This is a genomic window from Allorhodopirellula heiligendammensis, assembly GCF_007860105.1.
GTDB lineage: Bacteria > Planctomycetota > Planctomycetia > Pirellulales > Pirellulaceae > Rhodopirellula > Rhodopirellula heiligendammensis.
In genome coordinates, this window is record NZ_SJPU01000002.1 from 332,444 (window position 1) to 352,299 (window position 19,856).

A 19,856-nucleotide genomic window follows, 5' to 3' on the forward strand; every position below is an offset into this window, starting at 1 on the left:
TCTGCACGCTCGGGACAATAGTCCCACGCTACGCATCCAGGACCGCGTCGCAACATATCGGATCGCAAGCCCCGCGTAGACAGTTCATTAAGGTCAATCACAACACATCACTCCGTTGCAAACCATCGGCGGCGTCCTGTACCGACGAGGCGATCTTGGTAGCGTTGATCGCCAGTCCAGCTACCATCCAATACGTCGCGTCCGCCGATGCGGCGATGCGTTGATTGGCAAGGCCCAACAGATCGCGAAATAGGCGTCCGGCAGCGTGTTCAGGCACGACGCCCGCGCCGACTTCCCCCGACACGATCACCAAATCGATCCTACGCTGCCGGGCCACCTCGATCAGCTCATCGACTTCCGCCAATACTCGCGACTCCCAATCGTCCACCGCTGCGTCATGCCGTTGCTCATCACACATCACATTGCTGACAAGCAGCGTCAAACAATCCACCAAGACCAGGGATGGCAGATCTCGCACGTCAGCGATCGCACGTCCGATATTGAGTGGACTCTCGACTGTTTGCCACGCTGCATTGCGAGTGCGACGATGGTGCTCGATCCGCCGCGTCATCTCTCCGTCGAGCGGTTGAGCAGTAGCGACATACAGGACGTCATCACCTTTCAATTGTCCAGCGAGTTGCTCCGCAAAGCGGCTTTTACCACTCCTCGCGCCACCGACCACTAACGTGATGGAACCACCGGCGGCATTTCCCCCACGATCCAGCGAATTAAAAACGTTCAAAACTCTACCCCGCGCTGTGGTTGAATACCGTGGCCGTAGGGATGCTTAATGACCTTCATCTCCGATACGAGATCCGCAATTTCGATCACCTCATCGCTGGCGTTTCGCCCCGTCAGGACAACGTGCAGCATCGGCCGCTTAGCTAAAAGTTCCTGGACCACGATTGAGGGAGAGATGTAGTCATACTTGGTTGCGATATTCAGCTCGTCCAAGATGACCATGTCGATGGCTGGATTGCGCATCAGCTCAACGGCCTTGGCCCAGCCCGTCATCGCGGTCGCGATGTCTCGCTCGCGGTCTTGTGTTTTCCATGTGAACCCCTCGCCCATCGTGTGCATTTCGATCGGCATCCCAGCAGCTGCAATTTTTTCCACGAACGCCGCTTCGCCTGTGGGGATCGCCCCTTTAATGAACTGCACAATCGCTACCCTCATGCCTTGGCCGAGAGAGCGAATTGCCATTCCAAATGCCGCCGTTGATTTTCCTTTGCCGGCACCGGTATGAACAATGATCAGCCCTTTTTCCTGGGTTGCCTCTGCCAGTTGCCGGTCCTTGATTTCATTCAGACGCACCATGCGTTTGCGGTGCTCTTCATTCGTCTCGTCAGGAAGTTGTTTTTCAGTGTTCATGATTCAAAAATGATGCTCAGTAAATGATCGATATCAATATGCGTCTCGAACGTGTCAGCGAGTCGGTCGAGTGACCGCTGCAATTGGTCGTGGGACGACGTCGCCGGTTCACGGGAGGCTGCGACTCCAAGCTTCGTCAACCAGGCACGTCGCCAGCGATCGTTATAGAATAAGCCATGGAGGTAACATCCCCAGACACGGCCATCACCGCTCTGCGAACCCTCAGCGCGAGACTCCGCATCCTCTGCGTCTGAGCAGACGTGTCGGAGCCAAGCGGACGAAGTTCTTGTCGCCCCATGATGAATTTCGTATCCCGAAATTGTTTCACCCAGCGTCCCCGGTGCCAACGAATCATCCGTCAACGCCAGCTCGACCAAGCGAGTTTGTTTGGTCAGTAGGAAAGTTGTTTCAACAGGAAGCAGTCCCAGGCCCTCAATCTCTTTGCTTCCCCCTTCCAGACGATGGGGATTGTGAATCCTCTCACCTAGCATTTGGTAGCCGCCACAGATACCGACAACGTGACCACCTGCGAGTGCATGCTGTTGAGTCTTGTCGGCCAAGCCCGTCTGACGCATCCACTGCAGGTCTCCAAAGGTGTTCTTCGTACCAGGCAGAATCACCACGTCGGGATCACCCCATTGATCGGCGGATCGAACATAACGCACGCGCACGCTTGCGTCCGCCGCGAGAGGATCGAAGTCATCGAAGTTGGCGATATGTGGCAAGCGAATGATTGCGATATCCAAACTCCCATCGCCTGAGCATTCCATCTCACAGGTAAATCCATCCAAGGCAACTGCGTCTTCCTCGGGCAAACGCAATGCCTCGATATATGGCAGCACTCCGAGCACCTCCACTCCTCCCCGCTGCTGCAAAATCTCTACGCCGGCATCGAACAGCGACAGGTCACCGCGGAACTTGTTAACGATCAAACCTTTCACGAGGGCTCGATCGGCAGGCGTGAGCAACCATAAGGTCCCGAGCAATTGTGCAAACACCCCTCCACGCTCAATATCGCCGATCAACAGTACCGGTGACCGGCAATAGCGAGCGACGGACATGTTGACCATTTCCACATCAGCAAGATTCAGTTCGGCGGGACTGCCCGCACCCTCGATCACGATGATGTCATGGTGCTGACGTAAACGATCGAGCGCCGCGGTGACATGTGGCCATAGTTGGCTGCGGCGTTCAAAGTAGTCCACCGCTTCGAGTGTTTGTGTTGGCGATCCATCGACAACGACCTGCGAACGCGTCTGCCCTTCGGGTTTTAATAGCACGGGATTCATGTCGACGGTCGGCGGAGTTCCTGCTGCGATCGCCTGGAGGGCTTGTGATCGCCCAATTTCGCCGCCAACTGCACAGACGGCAGCATTGTTCGACATGTTTTGCGCCTTGAACGGTGCGACACGAAAACCGCGTCGGGCCAAGCAACGACACAGCGCCGTCGTCAGTAGGCTCTTACCCGCCGACGAACTTGTGCCCATCACCATGACCGTCTTGGCGACTTCAACTTTACTCAATCGAAGCAACCTCCCGACCATTCCGGCTGACCAGAGCAACCAGCTGCTCCATGGGCAACGACGCTGTGATGAATCTCACTGCCCCATCGGACATCAGTACATTGGCACCACCCACGTGAAATGAATACACTTCGTTGTCGTTACTGCAGTTAACGCTGCAAGGTCCGGGTCGAATCGCCGTATTTCCATCTGATTGAGCACCGTCGACTAGAAAGCCCTTGCTATGGCTCGCCCACACACCGCCTGTGGGAAACGGGCGTGTCACGCTCGATGTGCCGCTCCATGTCTTGACCGCTCCATCGGCGACGTAGCGACCGTTTTGATAAAGCTCGGGGCGCGCCGCGCACTCCACCACCAAGATCGTATTGGACAATCCATCGAGAACGTCCGCGAACCTTCCTGACGTCGTCTTCAATACACCACAATTGTTGGGATCGCTGAGCTGTCTTGCTGGTGGCAGAGATGCATTCAGCTGAGTCCCGACACCCCCGACGTTGGAATAATCAGTCGTCGCACCGTCGTAAAAATCTCGCGGTGTCAGCGAGTAACTTGAAGAGCCACCGGGATAATCGACGAGCACGGTCCACTCAAAGCCACGCCGGTCGGGGACCGACGGACAACTCAGCATCGGTACTGTGGTCGCCACTGCCGCGGCATTTCGCGGGTCGTGCCAGTGGAACCGCTTGTCAAAGGTCTGAAATAAGCCCTCCTGTTCAAAGAAAGGCAACGTCGCCGTTAACCAGCTGCCGCGCCGCATGGTGAAATCGCGTCCGGGCCCCGGTGCAGTGGATTGGGCTGGTAGTACCCCGAACGCCGATTGATAATTGTGTACCGACAACCCAAGTTGTTTGAGGTTGTTACTACACTGCATCCGCCGAGCTGCCTCGCGAGCCGCTTGCACGGCAGGAAGCAGCAACCCCACGAGAACGCCGATGATAGCGATCACCACCAGCAATTCGACCAGAGTGAACGCGGCGCAGGGTTGAATTGCTAAACGGGTGGATTTGCGAGTTGGGGCGAACCCACGTGGCGTGAATGTCGAGATCATGAGATAGAGGGGCAATGCGATCACGCAAGATCCGCTGTCACGGCAACGATGTTGCGGTGAACCGATGCAGAACGTCTACGGGAGAGATTGCAATTTCGTAGGCAACGAAAGGGAGCCAAACGACAACACAGCCCAATCGAACCAGGCTGCAAAACCGTTTGCGACAACTGCCCCAATCCAAGAGGGCACGCGGATGTCTTGTCGTGGTAGGTCTTCTGACTCTCCTCCGTTTCAGTTACCCCTCAGCCTTCTCACCCGATCATCGGGCAATGGCAATCATTTAGGGGGCAACGAATGCGACCTGGTTGAGGTCGCCAGTGGATCACAGCGGCTGGACCGTCCCGGAATTTCACCGGAGTTCCCTGTTCACCTGTCTGCCAGCGGGCAGAGCAAGTCACCACGAACGCGGCCGAGTATCGTTGGCGACCCATCGCCTGTCAATGACAAAATTGACCAAGCCGTCTCGTCAGAATTCGTCAAAAGCGGCCCCGGTCCGGCGGGACCGACAGCTGGCGAAAAGTCGTTGACCGCTTCGCGATCGGTCCGGAGGATCGCGGGTGGGCCCACGGCACTATGGGTTCCCGTGATCCTCTGTCGGGCGAAGGGCCAGTATCGTCTGCGTGCTATCATCAGGCCACCGCACCTCGAGAGACAAGGAAATCTGTCCCTCCGCGTCAAGCAGGGCAACGAGTTGGTCCAATTCGGCCAAGCGTTTGGCGACCAATGTCCCATTGCGAACGGCCTCCTCAATACTGTCACGCTGGATCTCCAGGGCAACCTCTTGCCTCCTCGCTCGCAGCTTTCCAGCACGCGAGATCGCCGTTTCCAGTTGCAGTAACTGCTCGTCGGCTAACTCCAATTGCCTGGTGGTGGCGTCAAGGCTCGAACGAATTGATGAAGCATCGGTCCATAGCCATGGCATGGCGGGAGCAAGCCTCGCTCCGTAGCGAAGCCGCATGGACAACGAGCCGGAGGTCCGTACATCAATTCTCGCTGCGAGTTCGCCTGGCTCTGCTGAGTCCTTCAGAGTCAGCAGAGCAATCGCCCGCGTCTTCTGTGGAGACTCCTCGTCGGCAGACTCCATCCATCGCAGCGAGACGTCGTCGGGCACCTGCAGGTCCAAACGTAGGTGAGTGACGGAATGCAATATGGGTCCGCCTAATAGCCACTTCAGCTTCTCATCTCGTTCACTCAAATCAGTTGCAATCGCCTGAGCGTCGAGCGAGGACCGCAGGTAGACGACATCGCCCTCTGCGGTCGTGATGCGGCCGTGGATAAGAGACTCGGCCGATGGCGTTTGGGATGCGGCAGCGAGCCAGCGAAACCGCAATGCTTGGTCGCCGCCACCATCCTGATCGATCTCAAATACTGCGATCGGCAGGTCTCGGCCGATAGCGATCACCGCCCACCGACCTTGCTCAGGCCGCAGATGCAGAGCCGGCTCAGTAGGGAATTCGAGCTGCAGGCGAGTCGGTGCCCTCTCCAACATCAGCACCAGGGCAGGGGGCAACAACGCCGCCTCCGATGCAGTCGGGGGGCGAGGCAGTGTCACCGCCGTCGTCTGCTTTTGCGGCGGAACAATCGCTGCGGTTGCTTGCGGCACCGCCTCGTCCAATGCCGCGTCTTCGTCACTCATGTCTGTGATGTCGACCGCCGAGATGGTGGTTTCGGTGGTAGTCGGCGGTGACGCCTCGTCACTCTCTGTGATGACGCTAGGCACGAGAGAGTCGAGCGATAGGTCCGCCGGCATCGCCTCCATCCCACCGACGCTGGGCGTCTCGTTGACAGGGGGGTCCGCGTTCAGACTCATCAGGTCAGCCGAGCCAGGGACCTCCGTGGCCGCTGCGACTACTGGACCGGGCGATGATTGTCGACGAGGTGGTGGGGAACTCTGCAGCGACTCCGGATCGGCGATCGGCTCCGGGGAAAACAAGTCAGTTGGAATCACCGATTTGTTCGCCGCGAACGTTTCGCGAGACGGGTCGGGAGCCGACCGGTCAGGAGCGGACGGGGACCTCAATGTGAGCACGACGACCAACAATGCGACCGCGGCGATCGCACTACCAGCTAGGATCGTCCTCGTCGAGGGTCGATGGCGGCGCGACACGTCTTGCCGCCGGGCGCTGCGTCGTCGAGGTGATTTGGAATGACCTTCCAATAACCCCGCCTTTGATCGTACTGCTAATCCGACTCCCTGTTTGTCGGCCAGCGACGACGACTGCGGCGTTGCATTCGGACCTGTCGACGAATCCTCGGCAATCTTCCGTTCAAGCTCGCGCGGTAATTCCAATGATCGGGGTGGCAAAACGGCCCGGCCAAACTCATTGACGACCATGTGTTGCCACGCGGTTGCGTCGGCATCAAACCGCGTATTCTCACCGACGTCGAAATGTGGCCGGGCATCTTCGAGCCATAACTCAGCGATATCAGGTGGCGGTACCCCGAGTCGAGCGACCACGCTCGCTACAGTTTCCAAACTCTGATCTGTCATCAGTCCATCCTCACCTGGCCTGGAGGTTCAATCGCTGCTACCGAAGAATAATATTAATATCCGCCTCGTATGGAGGTAATTCGTGCTCAACGCTTCGAGAGCCAAGTCCACAGCGACGTGGTTAGCGACAGCGTCATGGCGATCAACAGCGGCGAGGTGACTGTAAACAGAATAAAAAGAATCTGCGGACCACGGCGACTCCGGTCGGCCGTCACCTTCGTTCCAAATAGGACCGACCACTCCTCTTGGATTTCGGGAATACGAGCGGCGTAGACGAGACCGGCCGAGATCAGCGCCGCAACAACGACAAGCACCAGCATCGAAGCGATTCCGATCTGCAATGTCGGGCTGCCAGTCGACGATGCGCTCTCATCTTTTACGAGAACGCCATGCCTCGGTGAAACGCTCGAGACGGGAGTCCGCACTCGTGCCAGCATCACGGCCTCGTCTCGCTCAGCCATCGAAAATCCCAGCACCGAAGCTGGAGTCGTCCGCTATCTTTTCGGGGCCCGCATCATCCGGCATGACAGGCTGCTCGGGATCGCTACTGACGCGACTGCCCTGCGACGGTGGATTGCTCGTCACGAGGGCGCGCGGTGCGGGACCGGGGCGATCGCGGAAGTGCGGGCGAGGTAGGCTGTTTGGCACACCGCTCTCACCCCGTACAACGATCGCATCGTCCAGATCGTCGTTTTCGCTGGACACCTTGGCCGCCGCGTCACCGGTGGGAGGGTTGCTATCGAGCAATCCCGCTCCGAATGAGTCAGGCACCGCATTGCGAAAACCGTCTTCTTCCAGCGGCGCGTTGGTCGACGATGAGACGACAGCTGGTTTTCGCGGACCAGGATCGGTCGCGGAGGGCGGAATGGAATTCGGACCAGCGGGAACCGCTGCTGCAGAGTCCGCACTGGAGTAGTCGGCTTCGTCGTAGTCACCAGCATCAAATTCGTCGTCGTAGCGACTGCGATAGTTCGGCTGGGCCGCCCGCTGCAACTCCGCTTGGAATTCATCAACCACCGCGTTTTGAATCATCTCGCGGCATTCACTGTTAATCGGGTGGGCCACGTCGGCGTACAGCTTTTGAGGTGCATCCACGGTACTGCCGCTTTGTAGTTTCGCTCCGCATTGATTACAGAATGTCGCTCGCAGGTGGTTCTTGCTACCACATCGGTTGCAGTGCCCTGTCAACTTGCGTGAGGGCATGGCGACGAATGGACCGTGACTCCCGTCGATAATCTTGAGATCGCGAATCACGAAACTTTGGTCGATCGTAATCGAACAAAACGCTCGCAGACGATCTTCCGAACCTTCCATCAACTTGATGCGAACCTCCGTAATCTCCATCACCATCCCCTATTCGATATGAATCTTCGGCGCTGCCGGACACGTCGCGACAGTCTGCACCAACGCGCCACCCGGCAACCGCTCACGAATCGTCGCGAGCAATGCCTCATCGACACCAGTCAATCGACACCCATCATCGGCAGGCGAGCCATCGGGAGTCAACCAAATGAAGCAAGCAGAGCCGCTGCCGGTCATCTGGCAATGGGGTAGGTGTCGCCCTAGCAGGTGCGTAGGTCGCTCTAACTCCCGCAAGCATTGTATCGCCTCCCCAATGGGAGGTGATAGCCCGCAAGCGGGTGGAGTCAACGCATTATAGAGTATCTCGGCATTGATGTTGGGATGGGGATGCACAAACGCGTTAATGACATCGAGTCCGCAGCGCGGATGATCCGTGACTTTGGCGCGCCCGTAAACCGCGGCCGTCGACAGCGCAATCGCGGGATAAACGACGATGAAGCAATGCGGAGTGGACAGCTGGTAGAAGATTAGTTTTTCGCCGCGGCCGAGGGCGCGGGCCAGCGAACCGGGGCTTCCTGCGGCAACGACTGCCGCTACGTCCCCACCGGGATTGGATGGTAGATCGCCTAGAAAAAACGGCACATCACTGCCCAGGCACGCAGCGAGTTCGCGCAGTTTGTCGTTCGTCAGTTCCCTAGCGAGCCCACTGTCGAGATCTGCTAACGCGACGGCGGCTAGTCGCAAGGCTGCCGCGGCATCGCTGCTCGCTCCTCCCATTCCCGCCCCACTGGGAATGCGTTTGCTCAGTCGGACCGTCCACCCCCCCGTGTATCCGCTGGTCTGCGTGATCAAGTTGAGAGCTCGATAAACGAGATTTGACTCGTCAGTGGGCACATGCAGCAGTGCGTCGTCGGATGCGACCCCGAGTTGGACTGCGACAGCCGCCCGGCTGGGCAACCAATCGACATCGAGCGTGATGCCGGGCTCTGACTTCGTTTGTAGTTGCAGTTCGTCACGCCAATCGATGGCGACCATCACGGTGTCGAGTTCGTGAAATCCATCTTCCCGACGTCCCAGAATCTCCAGAAACAGATTCAGCTTGGCGGGCGGTGACGTGCGGTAGTGGGGCCGCCGGGAGTTGCTCATGGGCTGGTTTCCGTATGCAAAGTCGCTTTGAGGGCAGTAATACCAATCGAGGTTTCTAATACGAACGATCGCACGCGACGCGGATGGTCGCGTCATCGTTGGTTCGCTAGGATAGGGGCACCGTCCATTTTGTCACCTCCCATTCTCGCGTGTGATTTTCGCATGACCGCGTCCGAACCGGCTACCGCCGCTCACCGTTTCGATTCCATCCCGATGGCTGCCCCCGATGCGATTCTGGGGATAAGTGAGGCATTTGCTGCAGATGCGCGTGCCGAGAAGATGAATCTCTCGGTCGGAGTTTATAAGGATGCTCAGGGCGTGACACCGGTCATGAAATGCGTCAAAGCCGCTGAGCAAAAACTCCTGGAGACGGAGCAGACCAAGAGTTATCTGCCCATCGATGGATTGCCCGATTATCGCCACGCGGTGCGTGAGATGTTACTCGGCGACGAGTTCCCAGCTGATCGCGCAGCCGTTGTCCAGACGCCTGGCGGCACTGGGGCATTGCGGGTGGCGGGTGACTTTTTGGCGACACAGTGTGCGCCGACACGAGTATTCCTGCCCAATCCAACGTGGGCCAACCACTCTGCGATCATGCGAGCGGCGGGACTGGGAGTGGAAACGTACAGCTACCTCGGTGCTGATCGGCGTAGTCTCGACTTCGAAGCGATGATCGCTGACCTGTCTGAGAAAACCCGTCCAGGTGACGCGGTGCTACTACACGCGTGCTGTCACAATCCGACGGGCGTCGATCCCACCGCCGCACAGTGGCAACAGATTGCGAACTTACTCGCCACCCGCGGTTTAATTCCGCTATTGGACTTTGCTTACCAGGGTTTTGGTGATGGACTCGAGGCCGACGCAGCAGGACTCCGCACGGTTCTCGAGCACTGTGACGAAGCAATCGTCTGCTCGTCGTATAGCAAGAACTTTGGACTCTACAGTGAACGAGTCGGCGCCGTGACGCTGATCGCGGGATCCCCCGCAGCGACGGCAACAGCCCTGAGTCAACTCAAAATCGTGGTGCGTGCCAACTACAGCAACCCGCCCCGGCACGGTGGATCGATCGTCGCCACGGTGCTGGCCGATCCCGAGTTGACTCGCATGTGGAAAGCTGAACTTGAAGAGTATCGTCTGCGAATCACGCGACTGCGTGAGCTGTTTGTGGCGGGCATGAAAGAACAGCCCGGTGCACCGGATTTCTCGTTTCTGCTCAATCAAAAAGGCATGTTTTCATATAGCGGTTTAACCGCGATGCAAGCTGACGAACTGCGCACTCAACACGGTGTGTACGTCGTCGGCAGTGGTCGCATCAATGTCGCTGGTATCAACGAGCAAAAAGTCGATTGGCTGTGCCGAGCCGTCGCGGACGTGATGTAATCGTTGCAAGGTCATTGATATCGGGCGGACTGATTTTGCATCACCGAAACGCCGAGATCACCGAGCGTCGCGTCGAAGAGACGCGTCTGTGCGGTGACTCTGGGTTTCAACTCACACACTAAATAATATCCAGTCGGAAATTGTTCAGAATCCACCGAGCGTTTTCAAAGCCCATCACTAACCGCTGAAAAAGACTCCTCTGCATGCCTCCTGAACTGCGACGAGCGTTTGTGATTTTAGCCCTGATCGTGACGGGCATTGCAGTGGTGTGGGCAACGCAGTTCGATTCGATGCCGCCGGCGGAGTTCAGTATCCAAAACGGCACCGACCCCAAAACGCTCGATCCTCATCGGGCGACGGGCCAACCCGAGAGCCGGATACTCTTTGGAATTTTCTCGGGTTTATTGCAGATGCTACCCGACGGCGAGCCTGACCCGGTCACGGGACTGCAGCCGATGTCCGCTCAACCCGCCGTGGCGGAGAGCTATGACGTTGCCGAGGACAAACGCACCTATACGTTTCACCTGCGTCCCGACGCGGTGTGGTCTGATGGCGTGCCGATCACATCGGCAGACTTCGCGTGGTCATGGACGAGAATGCTGCATCCAGAAACTGCGTGCGAATACAATTTCCAATTGTTCAGCATCCCCTATGCTGAACAGTTCAATTCAGGTGTTGTCAATGTTGGCGACCGTTGTGAAGTCGAACTATTCGACCGCCCCAACCCTGACGGGACAACCGAGGCAGATACTGGAGAGGTGAGCTTCCAAAACTTCCCTCGCGGGACGATGCTCTATGGCACCTTGAAGGAAATTCGCAAGCCGCCGGAACCAGAGTTTGGAGAAGACGTCGAGGAACAGGAACGCGAGCAGGCGCTTTTAGACTGGCAGGAGATGTGGGTTTTCGTACTCGACATTGCCCAAACTTCAGAATCTGGCGATGTCGATTGGGACGGACCGACAACGACGCAGTCCTTCGCGATCAACTTGAATTCACCACTTGCTGCGCCGGATACCCAGCGCATCCACAGCGTACTGGTGGCGTTTGACAAACTTGGTGGGATGGAAACCCCCGATCCGCATACCTTTGTTGTGCACCTGAAAGACCCGCTGCCGTATTTCCCAAGCCTCACGGCGTACTATCCGCTGTTTCCCGTGCCGCGGCATTGCATCGAAGAGTTCGGAATGCCGATGTGGACGAAGGCGGAAAACATTGTTTCCAACGGTGCCTACGTGGTCAGCTTGCGGCGGCTTCGTGATCGAGTTCGTCTGACCAAAAATCCAAAATGGTTTGCCGCCGATCAAACATCGATCGAGACGATTGACTGTCTCTCAACGGAGGGCCAAAACACCGCACTGAACATGTACGTGACCGGCCAAATCGACTGGGTAACCGATCCGCCGGTCGCCTTGATGGAAACGCTCCGCGAGCGCGACGATTTTTATTCCGCCCCCATGTTGTCGGTGTATTTCTATCGGCTCAACACCACTCGCAAACCGCTTGACGACCCGCGTGTACGAAAAGCAATTGCCTTGGCGATCGACCGACGACAGATTGTTGAGCAGGTCACCAAGGCCGGGCAGGTGCCCGCATTCGCGCTCGTGCCGCCGGGCATCGCAGGCTATGAGTCGCCGCCGGGATTTGAACCGGATATTGCCGAAGCAAAACGATTGCTCACCGCTGCGGGTTATCCCGGCGGCAGAGGTCTCCCCAAGGTCAGCGTGTTGTACAACACGAGCGAGGCACATCGCGCGATCGCCGAAGTCATTCAACAACAGTTGCAAAATAATCTGAATATCAAGGTCGAGCTCCAAAATATGGAATGGGGAACGTTCCTGGATAAGATCGCCCAGCTCGACTATGACATTGCTCGATCAGCGTGGATCGGCGATTATGCCGACCCCAACACGTTCCTGGATCTGTGGGTCACCGACGGGGCGCAGAATAGCACGGGGTGGTCTAACGCTGACTTCGACCGCTTACTCAAAGAGGCAGCCTCCGAAAGCGACTTGGACAAACGCATGGAACTGCTCGCCGCCGCCGAAGCGATCTGGATCGATGAAATGCCCGTGATCCCACTCTATTTCTACGTCAGCGTGAACATGGTCAAACCACGGGTAAAAGGATTCTTCCCCAGCCCGCAGGACTTGCATCCGCTGCACCTGCTCAGTATTGACCCGAGTGAGAGGCAATCCCGATGACGGACTTACTGAGCTACTTAATTCGCCGATTCGCATGGATGCTGCTCACGGTGTGGGCGGTGTACACGCTCTCGTTTTTGTTGATGCGTGCCGTCCCAGGCAATCCGTTCAGCAGCGAGCGGAATGTTCCGCCAGCGATCGAGCGACAACTCCGCGCTCGCTACAATCTCGACGCGCCCCCGCTGACTCAGTATACCGATTATCTGGTGGGTATCGTCACACGTGGCGACCTCGGAGTGTCGATCAAGTTAGAGGATTACACTGTCAACGAGGTGCTCGCCGAAGGATTTCCGGTCTCCGCATCTCTGGCCATTTTAGCGTTGGTGTTTGCGATCACGCTCGGAGTGACCGCTGGCGTGGTATCGGCGGTATATCGGGGCACAGCGGGAGATCTTGCGCTGATGGGTTCGGCGGTGCTGGGCATCGCGATCCCCAATTTTGTCCTGGCGTCGTTGGCGATTCTACTGTTTGTATTTTGGATCCCAATCTTTCCTGCTGCGGGCTGGGGAACATTGCGGCAGGTCATCTTGCCAGCTCTCTGCTTGGGAGCGCCCGTGGCGGCGTACATTGCGAGGTTAACACGGGCCGGAATGCTCGAGGTGCTCGGACGCGAGCATGTGCGGACGGCCTTCGCCAAGGGCTTGCCCAAACGCACCGTCATTCTCAAGCACGTGTTGCCGGGTGCTCTATTGCCGGTGGTTTCGTATCTGGGTCCAGCCACCGCGAGCGTGCTGACGGGATCGTTGGTGTTGGAGAAAATCTTCGCCCTGCCCGGCATCGGCAGTCACTTTATCTACGCGGCAACTCAGCGTGACTATACGCTCGCGATGGGGATGGTACTCACGTATACCGTGCTGCTATTTGTGATGAACTCACTCGTTGATCTATCCTACGCCGTCATCGACCCACGGGTGAAGTTGCAATGAGCGAATCGTCCTTGCCCCCCAGTCGCTCGCCAGGTCCCGATGAGGCGACCCTGGCTAAGATTTTGCAGGAATCGCGAAAGATCCGCGGGGTTTCTCTGTGGCAGGACGCCTGGCGGCGACTCCGATGCAATCGGCCGGCGATGTGCTCACTGGTTTTCCTAATCGTCTTGATGTTGGCGGCCATCTTCACACCTCTCTTGCCACTGCAGAGCCCCCTGGACAAGGACCTGAATAACCGTCGTTTTTTGCCACCCAACACGCAGACGGTGGTGCTCGGCGGTCGGGATGGATTGAAGTTCAAAGACGGCCGACTGACCTCCCAACTGGCTCATTACCAAGCGGAGGTAGCTGAGCAGCGGGCTGCGATACTGGCTGATCCAGACGTTAGCAATCGAACTCAGGAACTCGCCAAGTTCGATGCTCGTTCGCGACTTGACCATCCCTTTAACCAGTTGTGGAATGACCTCGGTCCGGTGGCGTTCACGATGTGTCGTATCCGAGTGGCCATCTTTGGTGACTGGACCATTCCGTCTCTGTTCGGAACCGACAAACTTGGGCGAGACCTCCTGGCTCGAGTGTTTTGGGGATCGCGCGTTTCGCTGGTCGTTGGCATTGTGGCCACGATCGTCAGTTTAGTGATCGGCGTGAGTTATGGTGCGATCGCTGGATATTTCGGTGGTGTGACAGATGCGATCATGATGCGGATTGTTGACATGCTGTATTCAATCCCGTTCATCTTTGTGGTCATTTTCCTGGTCACGTTCTTGAGCGAGGACAGCGTCAAGTCTCGGCTAGAATATTATGGGATTCATCAGATCACCATTTTTTATATCATCATCGGTGCGATCTACTGGCTGACGATGTCGCGAGTGGTCCGCGGGCAGGTGTTGTCACTGCGTCATGAACAATTTGTCGAAGCAGCCCGCACGATCGGCGCTTCCCCAATGCGAATTGTGTTCCGGCATCTCGTCCCCAATACGCTCGGTGTGGTCATTGTGTATCTCACGCTGACGATTCCATCGGTGATGTTGTTTGAGGCGTTCTTGTCGTTTCTTGGGCTGGGTGTGGCACCGCCCGACGTTTCGTTAGGGCTGCTGCTTAACGACGGCGTCGAGGCTCTTTCGATTGTCAAGCTGTTTTGGTGGGTGGTGGCATTTCCCGGTGCGGCGTTAGCGCTGACGCTATTCGCATTGAACTTTTTGGGCGACGGACTTCGCGACGCCTTGGACCCCAAAATGAAGAATCGCTCATGAGGCATAATTCTGCGCAGGCAGCGGACGGGAACTCAGACGCATCGTTAACCGATGCCGAGCCATTGCTAAGCGTTCGCGACCTGCACGTCAGTTTCAAGACCGATGAAGGCATGGTACGCGCCGTGCGCGGCGTCTCGTTCGATGTGCGTCCCGGGGAGACCGTGGCGATTGTGGGCGAGAGCGGAAGTGGCAAGAGCGTGACCAACCTCGCCATGATGGGTTTGGTGCCCAAACCGCCCGGGAACATTGATGGTGGCCAAGCTATTTTTGCAGGCCAGGACCTGCTCACGCTCTCCGATCATCGATTGCAGAACATCCGTGGCCGGCACATTGCGATGATCTTCCAGGATCCCATGACGGCGCTCAATCCGCTCATGACGATCGAGCAACAGTTGACGGAGATGACGCGATTGCACCTGGGCAAGACCCGACACGAGGCCCGCAAACATGCCGTTGAGATGTTGGGTCTTGTCGGCATCACTGCACCCGAAAAGCGACTACGCGATTATCCGCATCAGTTCAGCGGCGGGATGCGGCAGCGTGTGATGATCGCGATGGCATTGTCCTGCGAGCCTGAGTTGCTGATCGCTGACGAACCGACGACGGCGTTGGATGTGACGATTCAGGCTCAGATCATGGAACTGCTGGCTGATTTGCAAGCGAGAAAAGGCACTGCGATTGTATTGATCACGCACGATCTCGGGGTGGTGGCAGGCGTCGCCGACCGGGTACTCGTGATGTACGCCGGACGCATCGTCGAAAAAGCCAATGTGAGGTCGCTGTTCGCCATGCCCCGACATCCCTACACGCTCGGCTTACTCGGCTCGCTACCGAATGTTCAATCCAACCGTGATGAACCCTTAGCTGCCATCCCTGGCCAACCACCAGACATGTCGGTACCGATCGTCGGCTGTTCGTTTCGTGATCGATGCCAGTATCGCTTCGAGCGCTGTCAAATTGATGATCCCGTGCTGACCCGGCGTGCGGATACCTCCACCACCGAGAGCGAGTCCGACTCTCACACGGCCGCCTGTCATGCCGTTGATGTTGGTGTCGAAGAGGAAGTCCAATGAGCGTTCCGATCGAAACAGCTGCCACGCCGCCACTCTTGAGTGTGCGTGATTTGAAGGTTCATTTTCCGTTTCGGCGTGGGTCCTTTTTGAAATCGCAGAAAGGCGTGATCCGCGCTGTCGATGGTATTTCGTTTGACATCGCGCGGGGTGAGACGCTGGGCTTGGTGGGTGAATCCGGCTGCGGAAAATCGACGACCGCGCGGGCAATCATCAATCTGGTGCATCCTACGAGCGGCGATGTTCGCATGGATGGTGTCAATATCGCGGGCATGTCTGACGCCGCGATGCTGCCATATCGCCGCCGCATCCAAATGGTTTTCCAGGATCCGTTTGCATCCCTGAATCCACGCATGACGGTTGGTGGGATCATCGGTGAACCGCTGGTGGTGCACTCGCTCGCCCGCGGCCGCGACCGGAAATTAGAAGTCCTCCGGCTGATGGAACTGGTAGGCTTGAACCCCCGATTTTTGAATCGGTATCCACATGAGTTCAGCGGCGGGCAGCGGCAGCGCATTGGCATCGCCCGCGCGCTCGCGGTGCAACCGGACCTGATTCTATGTGATGAACCTGTCTCGGCGCTCGATGTATCGATCCAGGCCCAAATTATCAATCTGTTAATGGATCTGCAACAAAAACTCGGACTGTCGTATTTGTTCATCGCGCATGATCTTGCGGTGGTGCGGCATATCGCGACTCGCGTGGGCGTGATGTATCTCGGACGAATGGCCGAATTGGCGCCTGCCGAAGAACTGTACGCAGCCCCCAAACATCCCTATACCGAAGCGTTACTATCCGCCGTGCCTGTTCCCGATCCTGCTGTCGCGGCGTCGCGACAGCGGATTGTGCTCTCCGGCGAAGTCCCGTCGCCGGATATTTACTACCCGGGATGTGCGTTTGCCGAGCGTTGCCCGGTGAAGATTGATCGTTGCGTTGTCGACCGGCCGCCACTGCCTGACCGGCCGCACGCGGCGGCGTGTTGGGTTCGCGAGGATGCGATCTCTTAGGAAAAACTCAAGTGCCAGCCGCCATAGCGGGGCCGAGAGGGGTTAAACTGAGACTGCGTTGGAGATCACAACCCATCCAAGTTAAGGCGAATCGATGCCGTCCCCGCCCGCACCGATGCAGGCGGACACGTCGAATCGCCCGAAGCTGCAGCGGGCGATGCCGAGACCGCATGCCCCGGCTAAGTCCTTCATCATTTTAAGATGATCCGGATTGTTTTCTCAGCGTGACGCCGCTCGTGGGCTGTCGATTGGTTCGCGATGACATCACATCGATTCATGGCGAGATCGAGCGATCAATCGGGCACTGCGTGCGAACGGGAACGCCCCCAAATAAGCGGGGCAACGATATCAACCATGAGATGGAATTGGGAATGAGCACTGTTTGGCAGTTGACGCTGCGTATCGCGATCGTAGCAGGTGTCGGGTCGTCAATCGTCGGCGGCGAGAGTGCATGGGCACAAGGTCGCTTTCCGTCATCTCCCATCGCGACCGAGCCGGACACATTCGACCCGCCACCATCACCCTTTGGCAGAGACTCAGCACCAGAAGTTATCGAACTGATGCCGGAGATGGAGTTGCCGCCATTGAGCATGCCGCTGGGGTTTCGTGGAGAGAACGAGCGTCCCGCCTCGCCGACGCCACCATCATCGCCGTCTGACCCAACTGGCCAATCAGGTGGGTTTGAAGTGCGACTGGGAAAACTTTACCATCCCAATGATGAACGGCTCGCCGTTCGGGACGAGCAAGGCAACCGCGTGGTGGGACGATACCTCGTCGGCAGCGGTGATTCACGTATCGTGATGTTGCCCGATGGACGTTTAGAAGCTTACGAAGCGCAGCTCACCACACCCACCGACGACCCGTTCGTACCAATGTCGATGAATGAGATTCGCGACCGTTGGCTTGCCGACGAACGTTTATCGAAACTCGGAATGAAATCGATTCAGAGCCAACGCTTTCTGTTTCTATATAATACCAGTGAACCGTTCATTCGGGCCACCCGCACGATCCTGGAAACGATGTACCCCGCGGTCCGTAAGTACTTTCAGCGAACCAAGATTGATACTCACGAACCTGAATTTCCCCTGGTCGTAATCGCATTCGCTACCGACGATCAATTCCAGGAATTCAAGCGCATGCCTGAAGGTGTTGTGGCCTACTACGACAGCACCCTTAACAGCGTGTCAATGTATGAACAATCGCAACTCAATCGCGTCGCGCCGCAAGTTGCCATCATGAATTCGATTTCCACCGTCGCTCATGAGGGCGTGCATCAAATCCTGCATAACATTGGTGTTCAGCAACGATTGTCGCGATGGCCGATGTGGTTGAGCGAAGGCCTCCCGGAGTTCTTCGCCCCGACGTCCACCGGTGCAGGTGCGAAGTGGAAGGGACTCGGCGCGCCCAATGATTTGCGAATGAAGGAAATTGTCGACGATGTCAGACAAGGCCGACGATTAGGGAGTGGCAAGCAACTTGAGCGACTCGTCCAACTCGACGTTTTCGACTCGAAAGAGTACGCCTATTCGTGGGGCGTGATCCACTGGATGGCGCGTAAACATCGTGAGGAGTTGTTCGCATGCATTCGCGAGGCGTCGCGTATGCAACCTCTCGAGTTTCTGGTCGAGAGCAACGACGCTGAACAAAATCAAGCCAACCCGGTGCCACCCCTTTTCGAGAATCAGCTTGGTAATGATTACGCGGCATTGGAACGAGAACTCTCTGTACATCTCTCGTCGCTGCACTGGACCGACCCTGTAGAAAATCAAGTCCATTACGTGGTGATCTCAGGCAGCAAGGTCATCATGACGTCCTCGCCCGAAACCGTCCAAGAGGTACGTAAGTCGACCCTGCCGCTACGAACGTTCCGGGTGCAGAGTTTTCCCAACCGGACTTCGGCTATGCGAGCCATGCAAGCGATCACACGCTGACCAATCGTGGCCGACCGATGTGACCATTGTAGCCGGAGGGCTGCAACCGTCCACGCGGACCGCAACGGCTCTGCGGATGCGAACTCGCGTAGAGCCGTCATGGCGGGCGGACCCGTCGATCGACAATCCCTTACGACTCGAGCAGTAGCGCGACGGCGTTGAGGTAGCTCCGGATCGCATCGGCACTGACGTCTTCGAAACCGGCCGTTTTGTGACGCAATATCGATAGTTTCAGTGACTCGATCACGTCGGCCAAGTCATCCGGCAGGGCTGGCAAGCCCGCAAATGGCTGCAGCGGGGAAGGAGTTCCGTTTTCGGCGACCGCCACCCCGCCGCCTCCTTCGGCACCGTTGGCGTCGTTCATATGGTTGCCTTCGGGTAGGGCCGCGAGTTCCGATTCGTCGCCGAAATCAGGAGCCTCATAAGCGGGACCCGACGCGACGCCGTCAGTGTCTCCATCGTAGTCTCGCGTTGAACTGCCGCCTTGTGCAGGTGCGGTGCCGAGGTCGGGCGTGTCCTCATCAAGGTCCACCTCGACGATTTGGCTGGCGCCGGGCCGATCCGATTCAATCGCACCGTTAGCCTTCCAACGCTGCTCACGCATTGCCGATACCGACCACTTTTCCTCGACGGCGCCTTGTAACCAGAGCGCCGCGTCATCCCAATCAAGTGCCGCGAGGAAGTGGCTCCAGTACAACTTCGGATAGGTTTCGGCTTGCTCGCTGAAGCGATCGTGGACTCGACGCAGACGACCAACGTGGGGCGACGTGACACCACCGACACGGGAAGCCCAGGCTTCATCGGAATAATCGGTTACCGGCGCGCCCGCTTCCATTAAAGCGGTTCGCCATTGACTGATGATGCGCCCTTTTTCCCAGTTCGTGGTACTGATGAGGGAGTTCCAGCGCCCGACAAAAGGCTGTTGCAGATCGACGAGTTCATCATCACTGCCCGCCGGTTGGAATCGCGAGTCTCCCCCTGCATCAGGGGAAGTCGTCTCGCTTTCCATCGGAACCGACGCCTGCGTTTCGAGTTCATCCGTCAGGCTAGGTGACGTCAGTTCCTCGTCGTGTTCATCCAACGAGGCTTCGATTTCATCAGGCACGTCTTCGTAGACATCCGACGCATCGAATCGAGGATGGGACGTTTCAGGGGCGGAGGCGTCAATATCTTCAGGGGTCATCGGCTTCTGCTTGCGGGGGAAAAT

The 19,856-nt window shown here is 57.5% G+C and carries 16 protein-coding genes and 1 riboswitch; of the genes, 7 read left to right on the forward strand and 9 right to left on the reverse strand.

The features are described from left to right. Positions 1-97 precede the first annotated feature (97 nt). The 8 genes from cobU to Poly21_RS11630 all read right to left on the reverse strand — a co-directional run bounded on the left by cobU (position 98) and on the right by Poly21_RS11630 (position 8,977). Entirely contained in the window at positions 98-742 is a 645-nt protein-coding gene (cobU, locus tag Poly21_RS11595; protein WP_302118715.1) for a bifunctional adenosylcobinamide kinase/adenosylcobinamide-phosphate guanylyltransferase, read from the reverse strand. Beyond that, positions 739-1,371, reverse strand: a complete 633-nt coding sequence (cobO, locus tag Poly21_RS11600) for a cob(I)yrinic acid a,c-diamide adenosyltransferase (RefSeq protein WP_146407206.1) — start codon at positions 1,369-1,371, stop codon at positions 739-741. The genes cobU and cobO overlap by 4 nt, the downstream gene beginning before the upstream one ends. Then, on the reverse strand, positions 1,368-2,894 hold the full coding sequence (locus tag Poly21_RS11605) for a cobyric acid synthase (protein WP_146407207.1): 1,527 nt from the start codon (positions 2,892-2,894) through the stop codon (positions 1,368-1,370). The genes cobO and Poly21_RS11605 overlap by 4 nt, the downstream gene beginning before the upstream one ends. Beyond that, on the reverse strand, positions 2,887-3,966 hold the full coding sequence (locus tag Poly21_RS11610; protein WP_146407208.1) for a DUF1559 domain-containing protein: 1,080 nt from the start codon (positions 3,964-3,966) through the stop codon (positions 2,887-2,889). Before Poly21_RS11610 ends, Poly21_RS11605 begins: the two co-directional genes overlap by 8 nt. A 164-nt stretch (positions 3,967-4,130) precedes the next feature. Next, a riboswitch (cobalamin riboswitch) is annotated at positions 4,131-4,359 on the reverse strand. 154 nt (positions 4,360-4,513) lie between these two features. Further along, the gene (locus Poly21_RS11615) at positions 4,514-6,433 is read right to left on the reverse strand and encodes a hypothetical protein (RefSeq protein ID WP_146407209.1); all 1,920 of its coding nucleotides are present in this window, start codon (positions 6,431-6,433) and stop codon (positions 4,514-4,516) included. An 86-nt stretch (positions 6,434-6,519) separates the two neighbouring features. Continuing rightward, positions 6,520-6,894: a hypothetical protein gene (locus tag Poly21_RS11620; RefSeq protein ID WP_146407210.1), complete on the reverse strand. Its 375-nt coding sequence runs from the start codon at positions 6,892-6,894 to the stop codon at positions 6,520-6,522. Next, the gene (locus Poly21_RS11625) at positions 6,887-7,777 is read right to left on the reverse strand and encodes a septation protein SpoVG family protein (protein ID WP_302118717.1); all 891 of its coding nucleotides are present in this window, start codon (positions 7,775-7,777) and stop codon (positions 6,887-6,889) included. The genes Poly21_RS11620 and Poly21_RS11625 overlap by 8 nt, the downstream gene beginning before the upstream one ends. A gap of 9 nt (positions 7,778-7,786) precedes the next feature. Beyond that, positions 7,787-8,977, reverse strand: coding sequence for a 4-(cytidine 5'-diphospho)-2-C-methyl-D-erythritol kinase (locus Poly21_RS11630; protein ID WP_302118718.1), 1,191 nt, complete (start codon positions 8,975-8,977; stop codon positions 7,787-7,789). A 66-nt stretch (positions 8,978-9,043) separates the two neighbouring features. On the opposite strand from Poly21_RS11630, the gene Poly21_RS11635 reads away from it, so the two are divergent. From Poly21_RS11635 to Poly21_RS11665, 7 genes are all read left to right on the forward strand, one after another. Beyond that, positions 9,044-10,261: an amino acid aminotransferase gene (locus Poly21_RS11635; protein ID WP_146407213.1), complete on the forward strand. Its 1,218-nt coding sequence runs from the start codon at positions 9,044-9,046 to the stop codon at positions 10,259-10,261. Between the two features lie 203 nt (positions 10,262-10,464). Beyond that, entirely contained in the window at positions 10,465-12,462 is a 1,998-nt protein-coding gene (locus Poly21_RS11640) for a peptide ABC transporter substrate-binding protein (RefSeq protein WP_146407214.1), read from the forward strand. Further along, on the forward strand, positions 12,459-13,388 hold the full coding sequence (locus tag Poly21_RS11645) for an ABC transporter permease (protein WP_146407215.1): 930 nt from the start codon (positions 12,459-12,461) through the stop codon (positions 13,386-13,388). The genes Poly21_RS11640 and Poly21_RS11645 overlap by 4 nt, the downstream gene beginning before the upstream one ends. Then, positions 13,385-14,641 carry an ABC transporter permease gene (locus Poly21_RS11650; protein WP_146407216.1) on the forward strand — a complete coding sequence of 419 codons (1,257 nt, stop codon included), beginning with the start codon at positions 13,385-13,387 and terminating at the stop codon, positions 14,639-14,641. The genes Poly21_RS11645 and Poly21_RS11650 overlap by 4 nt, the downstream gene beginning before the upstream one ends. Next, positions 14,638-15,714 (forward strand): ABC transporter ATP-binding protein, encoded by a 1,077-nt coding sequence (locus Poly21_RS11655; RefSeq protein ID WP_146407217.1) that lies wholly within the window; start codon positions 14,638-14,640, stop codon positions 15,712-15,714. The genes Poly21_RS11650 and Poly21_RS11655 overlap by 4 nt, the downstream gene beginning before the upstream one ends. Further along, complete coding sequence (locus tag Poly21_RS11660; RefSeq protein WP_146407218.1) at positions 15,711-16,718, forward strand: ABC transporter ATP-binding protein; 1,008 nt, start codon at positions 15,711-15,713, stop codon at positions 16,716-16,718. Before Poly21_RS11655 ends, Poly21_RS11660 begins: the two co-directional genes overlap by 4 nt. Before the next feature lie 371 nt (positions 16,719-17,089). Next, entirely contained in the window at positions 17,090-18,649 is a 1,560-nt protein-coding gene (locus Poly21_RS11665; RefSeq protein ID WP_302118721.1) for a DUF1570 domain-containing protein, read from the forward strand. 130 nt (positions 18,650-18,779) lie between these two features. On the opposite strand, the gene Poly21_RS11670 is transcribed toward Poly21_RS11665, so the two are convergent. Then, complete coding sequence (locus Poly21_RS11670) at positions 18,780-19,832, reverse strand: hypothetical protein (RefSeq protein ID WP_146407219.1); 1,053 nt, start codon at positions 19,830-19,832, stop codon at positions 18,780-18,782. Positions 19,833-19,856: the final 24 nt, after the last annotated feature.

Coding starts and splice junctions, on each gene's coding strand:
- Poly21_RS11640 (WP_146407214.1), top strand. CDS start 10,465: ATGCCTCCTGAACTGCGACGAGCGTTTGTGATTTTAGCCCTGATCGTG.
- Poly21_RS11620 (WP_146407210.1), bottom strand. CDS start 6,894: ATGGCTGAGCGAGACGAGGCCGTGATGCTGGCACGAGTGCGGACTCCC.
- Poly21_RS11615 (WP_146407209.1), bottom strand. CDS start 6,433: ATGACAGATCAGAGTTTGGAAACTGTAGCGAGCGTGGTCGCTCGACTC.
- Poly21_RS11670 (WP_146407219.1), bottom strand. CDS start 19,832: ATGACCCCTGAAGATATTGACGCCTCCGCCCCTGAAACGTCCCATCCT.
- Poly21_RS11665 (WP_302118721.1), top strand. CDS start 17,090: ATGAGCACTGTTTGGCAGTTGACGCTGCGTATCGCGATCGTAGCAGGT.
- Poly21_RS11660 (WP_146407218.1), top strand. CDS start 15,711: ATGAGCGTTCCGATCGAAACAGCTGCCACGCCGCCACTCTTGAGTGTG.
- Poly21_RS11655 (WP_146407217.1), top strand. CDS start 14,638: ATGAGGCATAATTCTGCGCAGGCAGCGGACGGGAACTCAGACGCATCG.
- Poly21_RS11650 (WP_146407216.1), top strand. CDS start 13,385: ATGAGCGAATCGTCCTTGCCCCCCAGTCGCTCGCCAGGTCCCGATGAG.
- Poly21_RS11625 (WP_302118717.1), bottom strand. CDS start 7,777: ATGGAGATTACGGAGGTTCGCATCAAGTTGATGGAAGGTTCGGAAGAT.
- Poly21_RS11645 (WP_146407215.1), top strand. CDS start 12,459: ATGACGGACTTACTGAGCTACTTAATTCGCCGATTCGCATGGATGCTG.
- Poly21_RS11630 (WP_302118718.1), bottom strand. CDS start 8,977: ATGACGCGACCATCCGCGTCGCGTGCGATCGTTCGTATTAGAAACCTC.
- cobO (WP_146407206.1), bottom strand. CDS start 1,371: ATGAACACTGAAAAACAACTTCCTGACGAGACGAATGAAGAGCACCGC.
- Poly21_RS11635 (WP_146407213.1), top strand. CDS start 9,044: ATGACCGCGTCCGAACCGGCTACCGCCGCTCACCGTTTCGATTCCATC.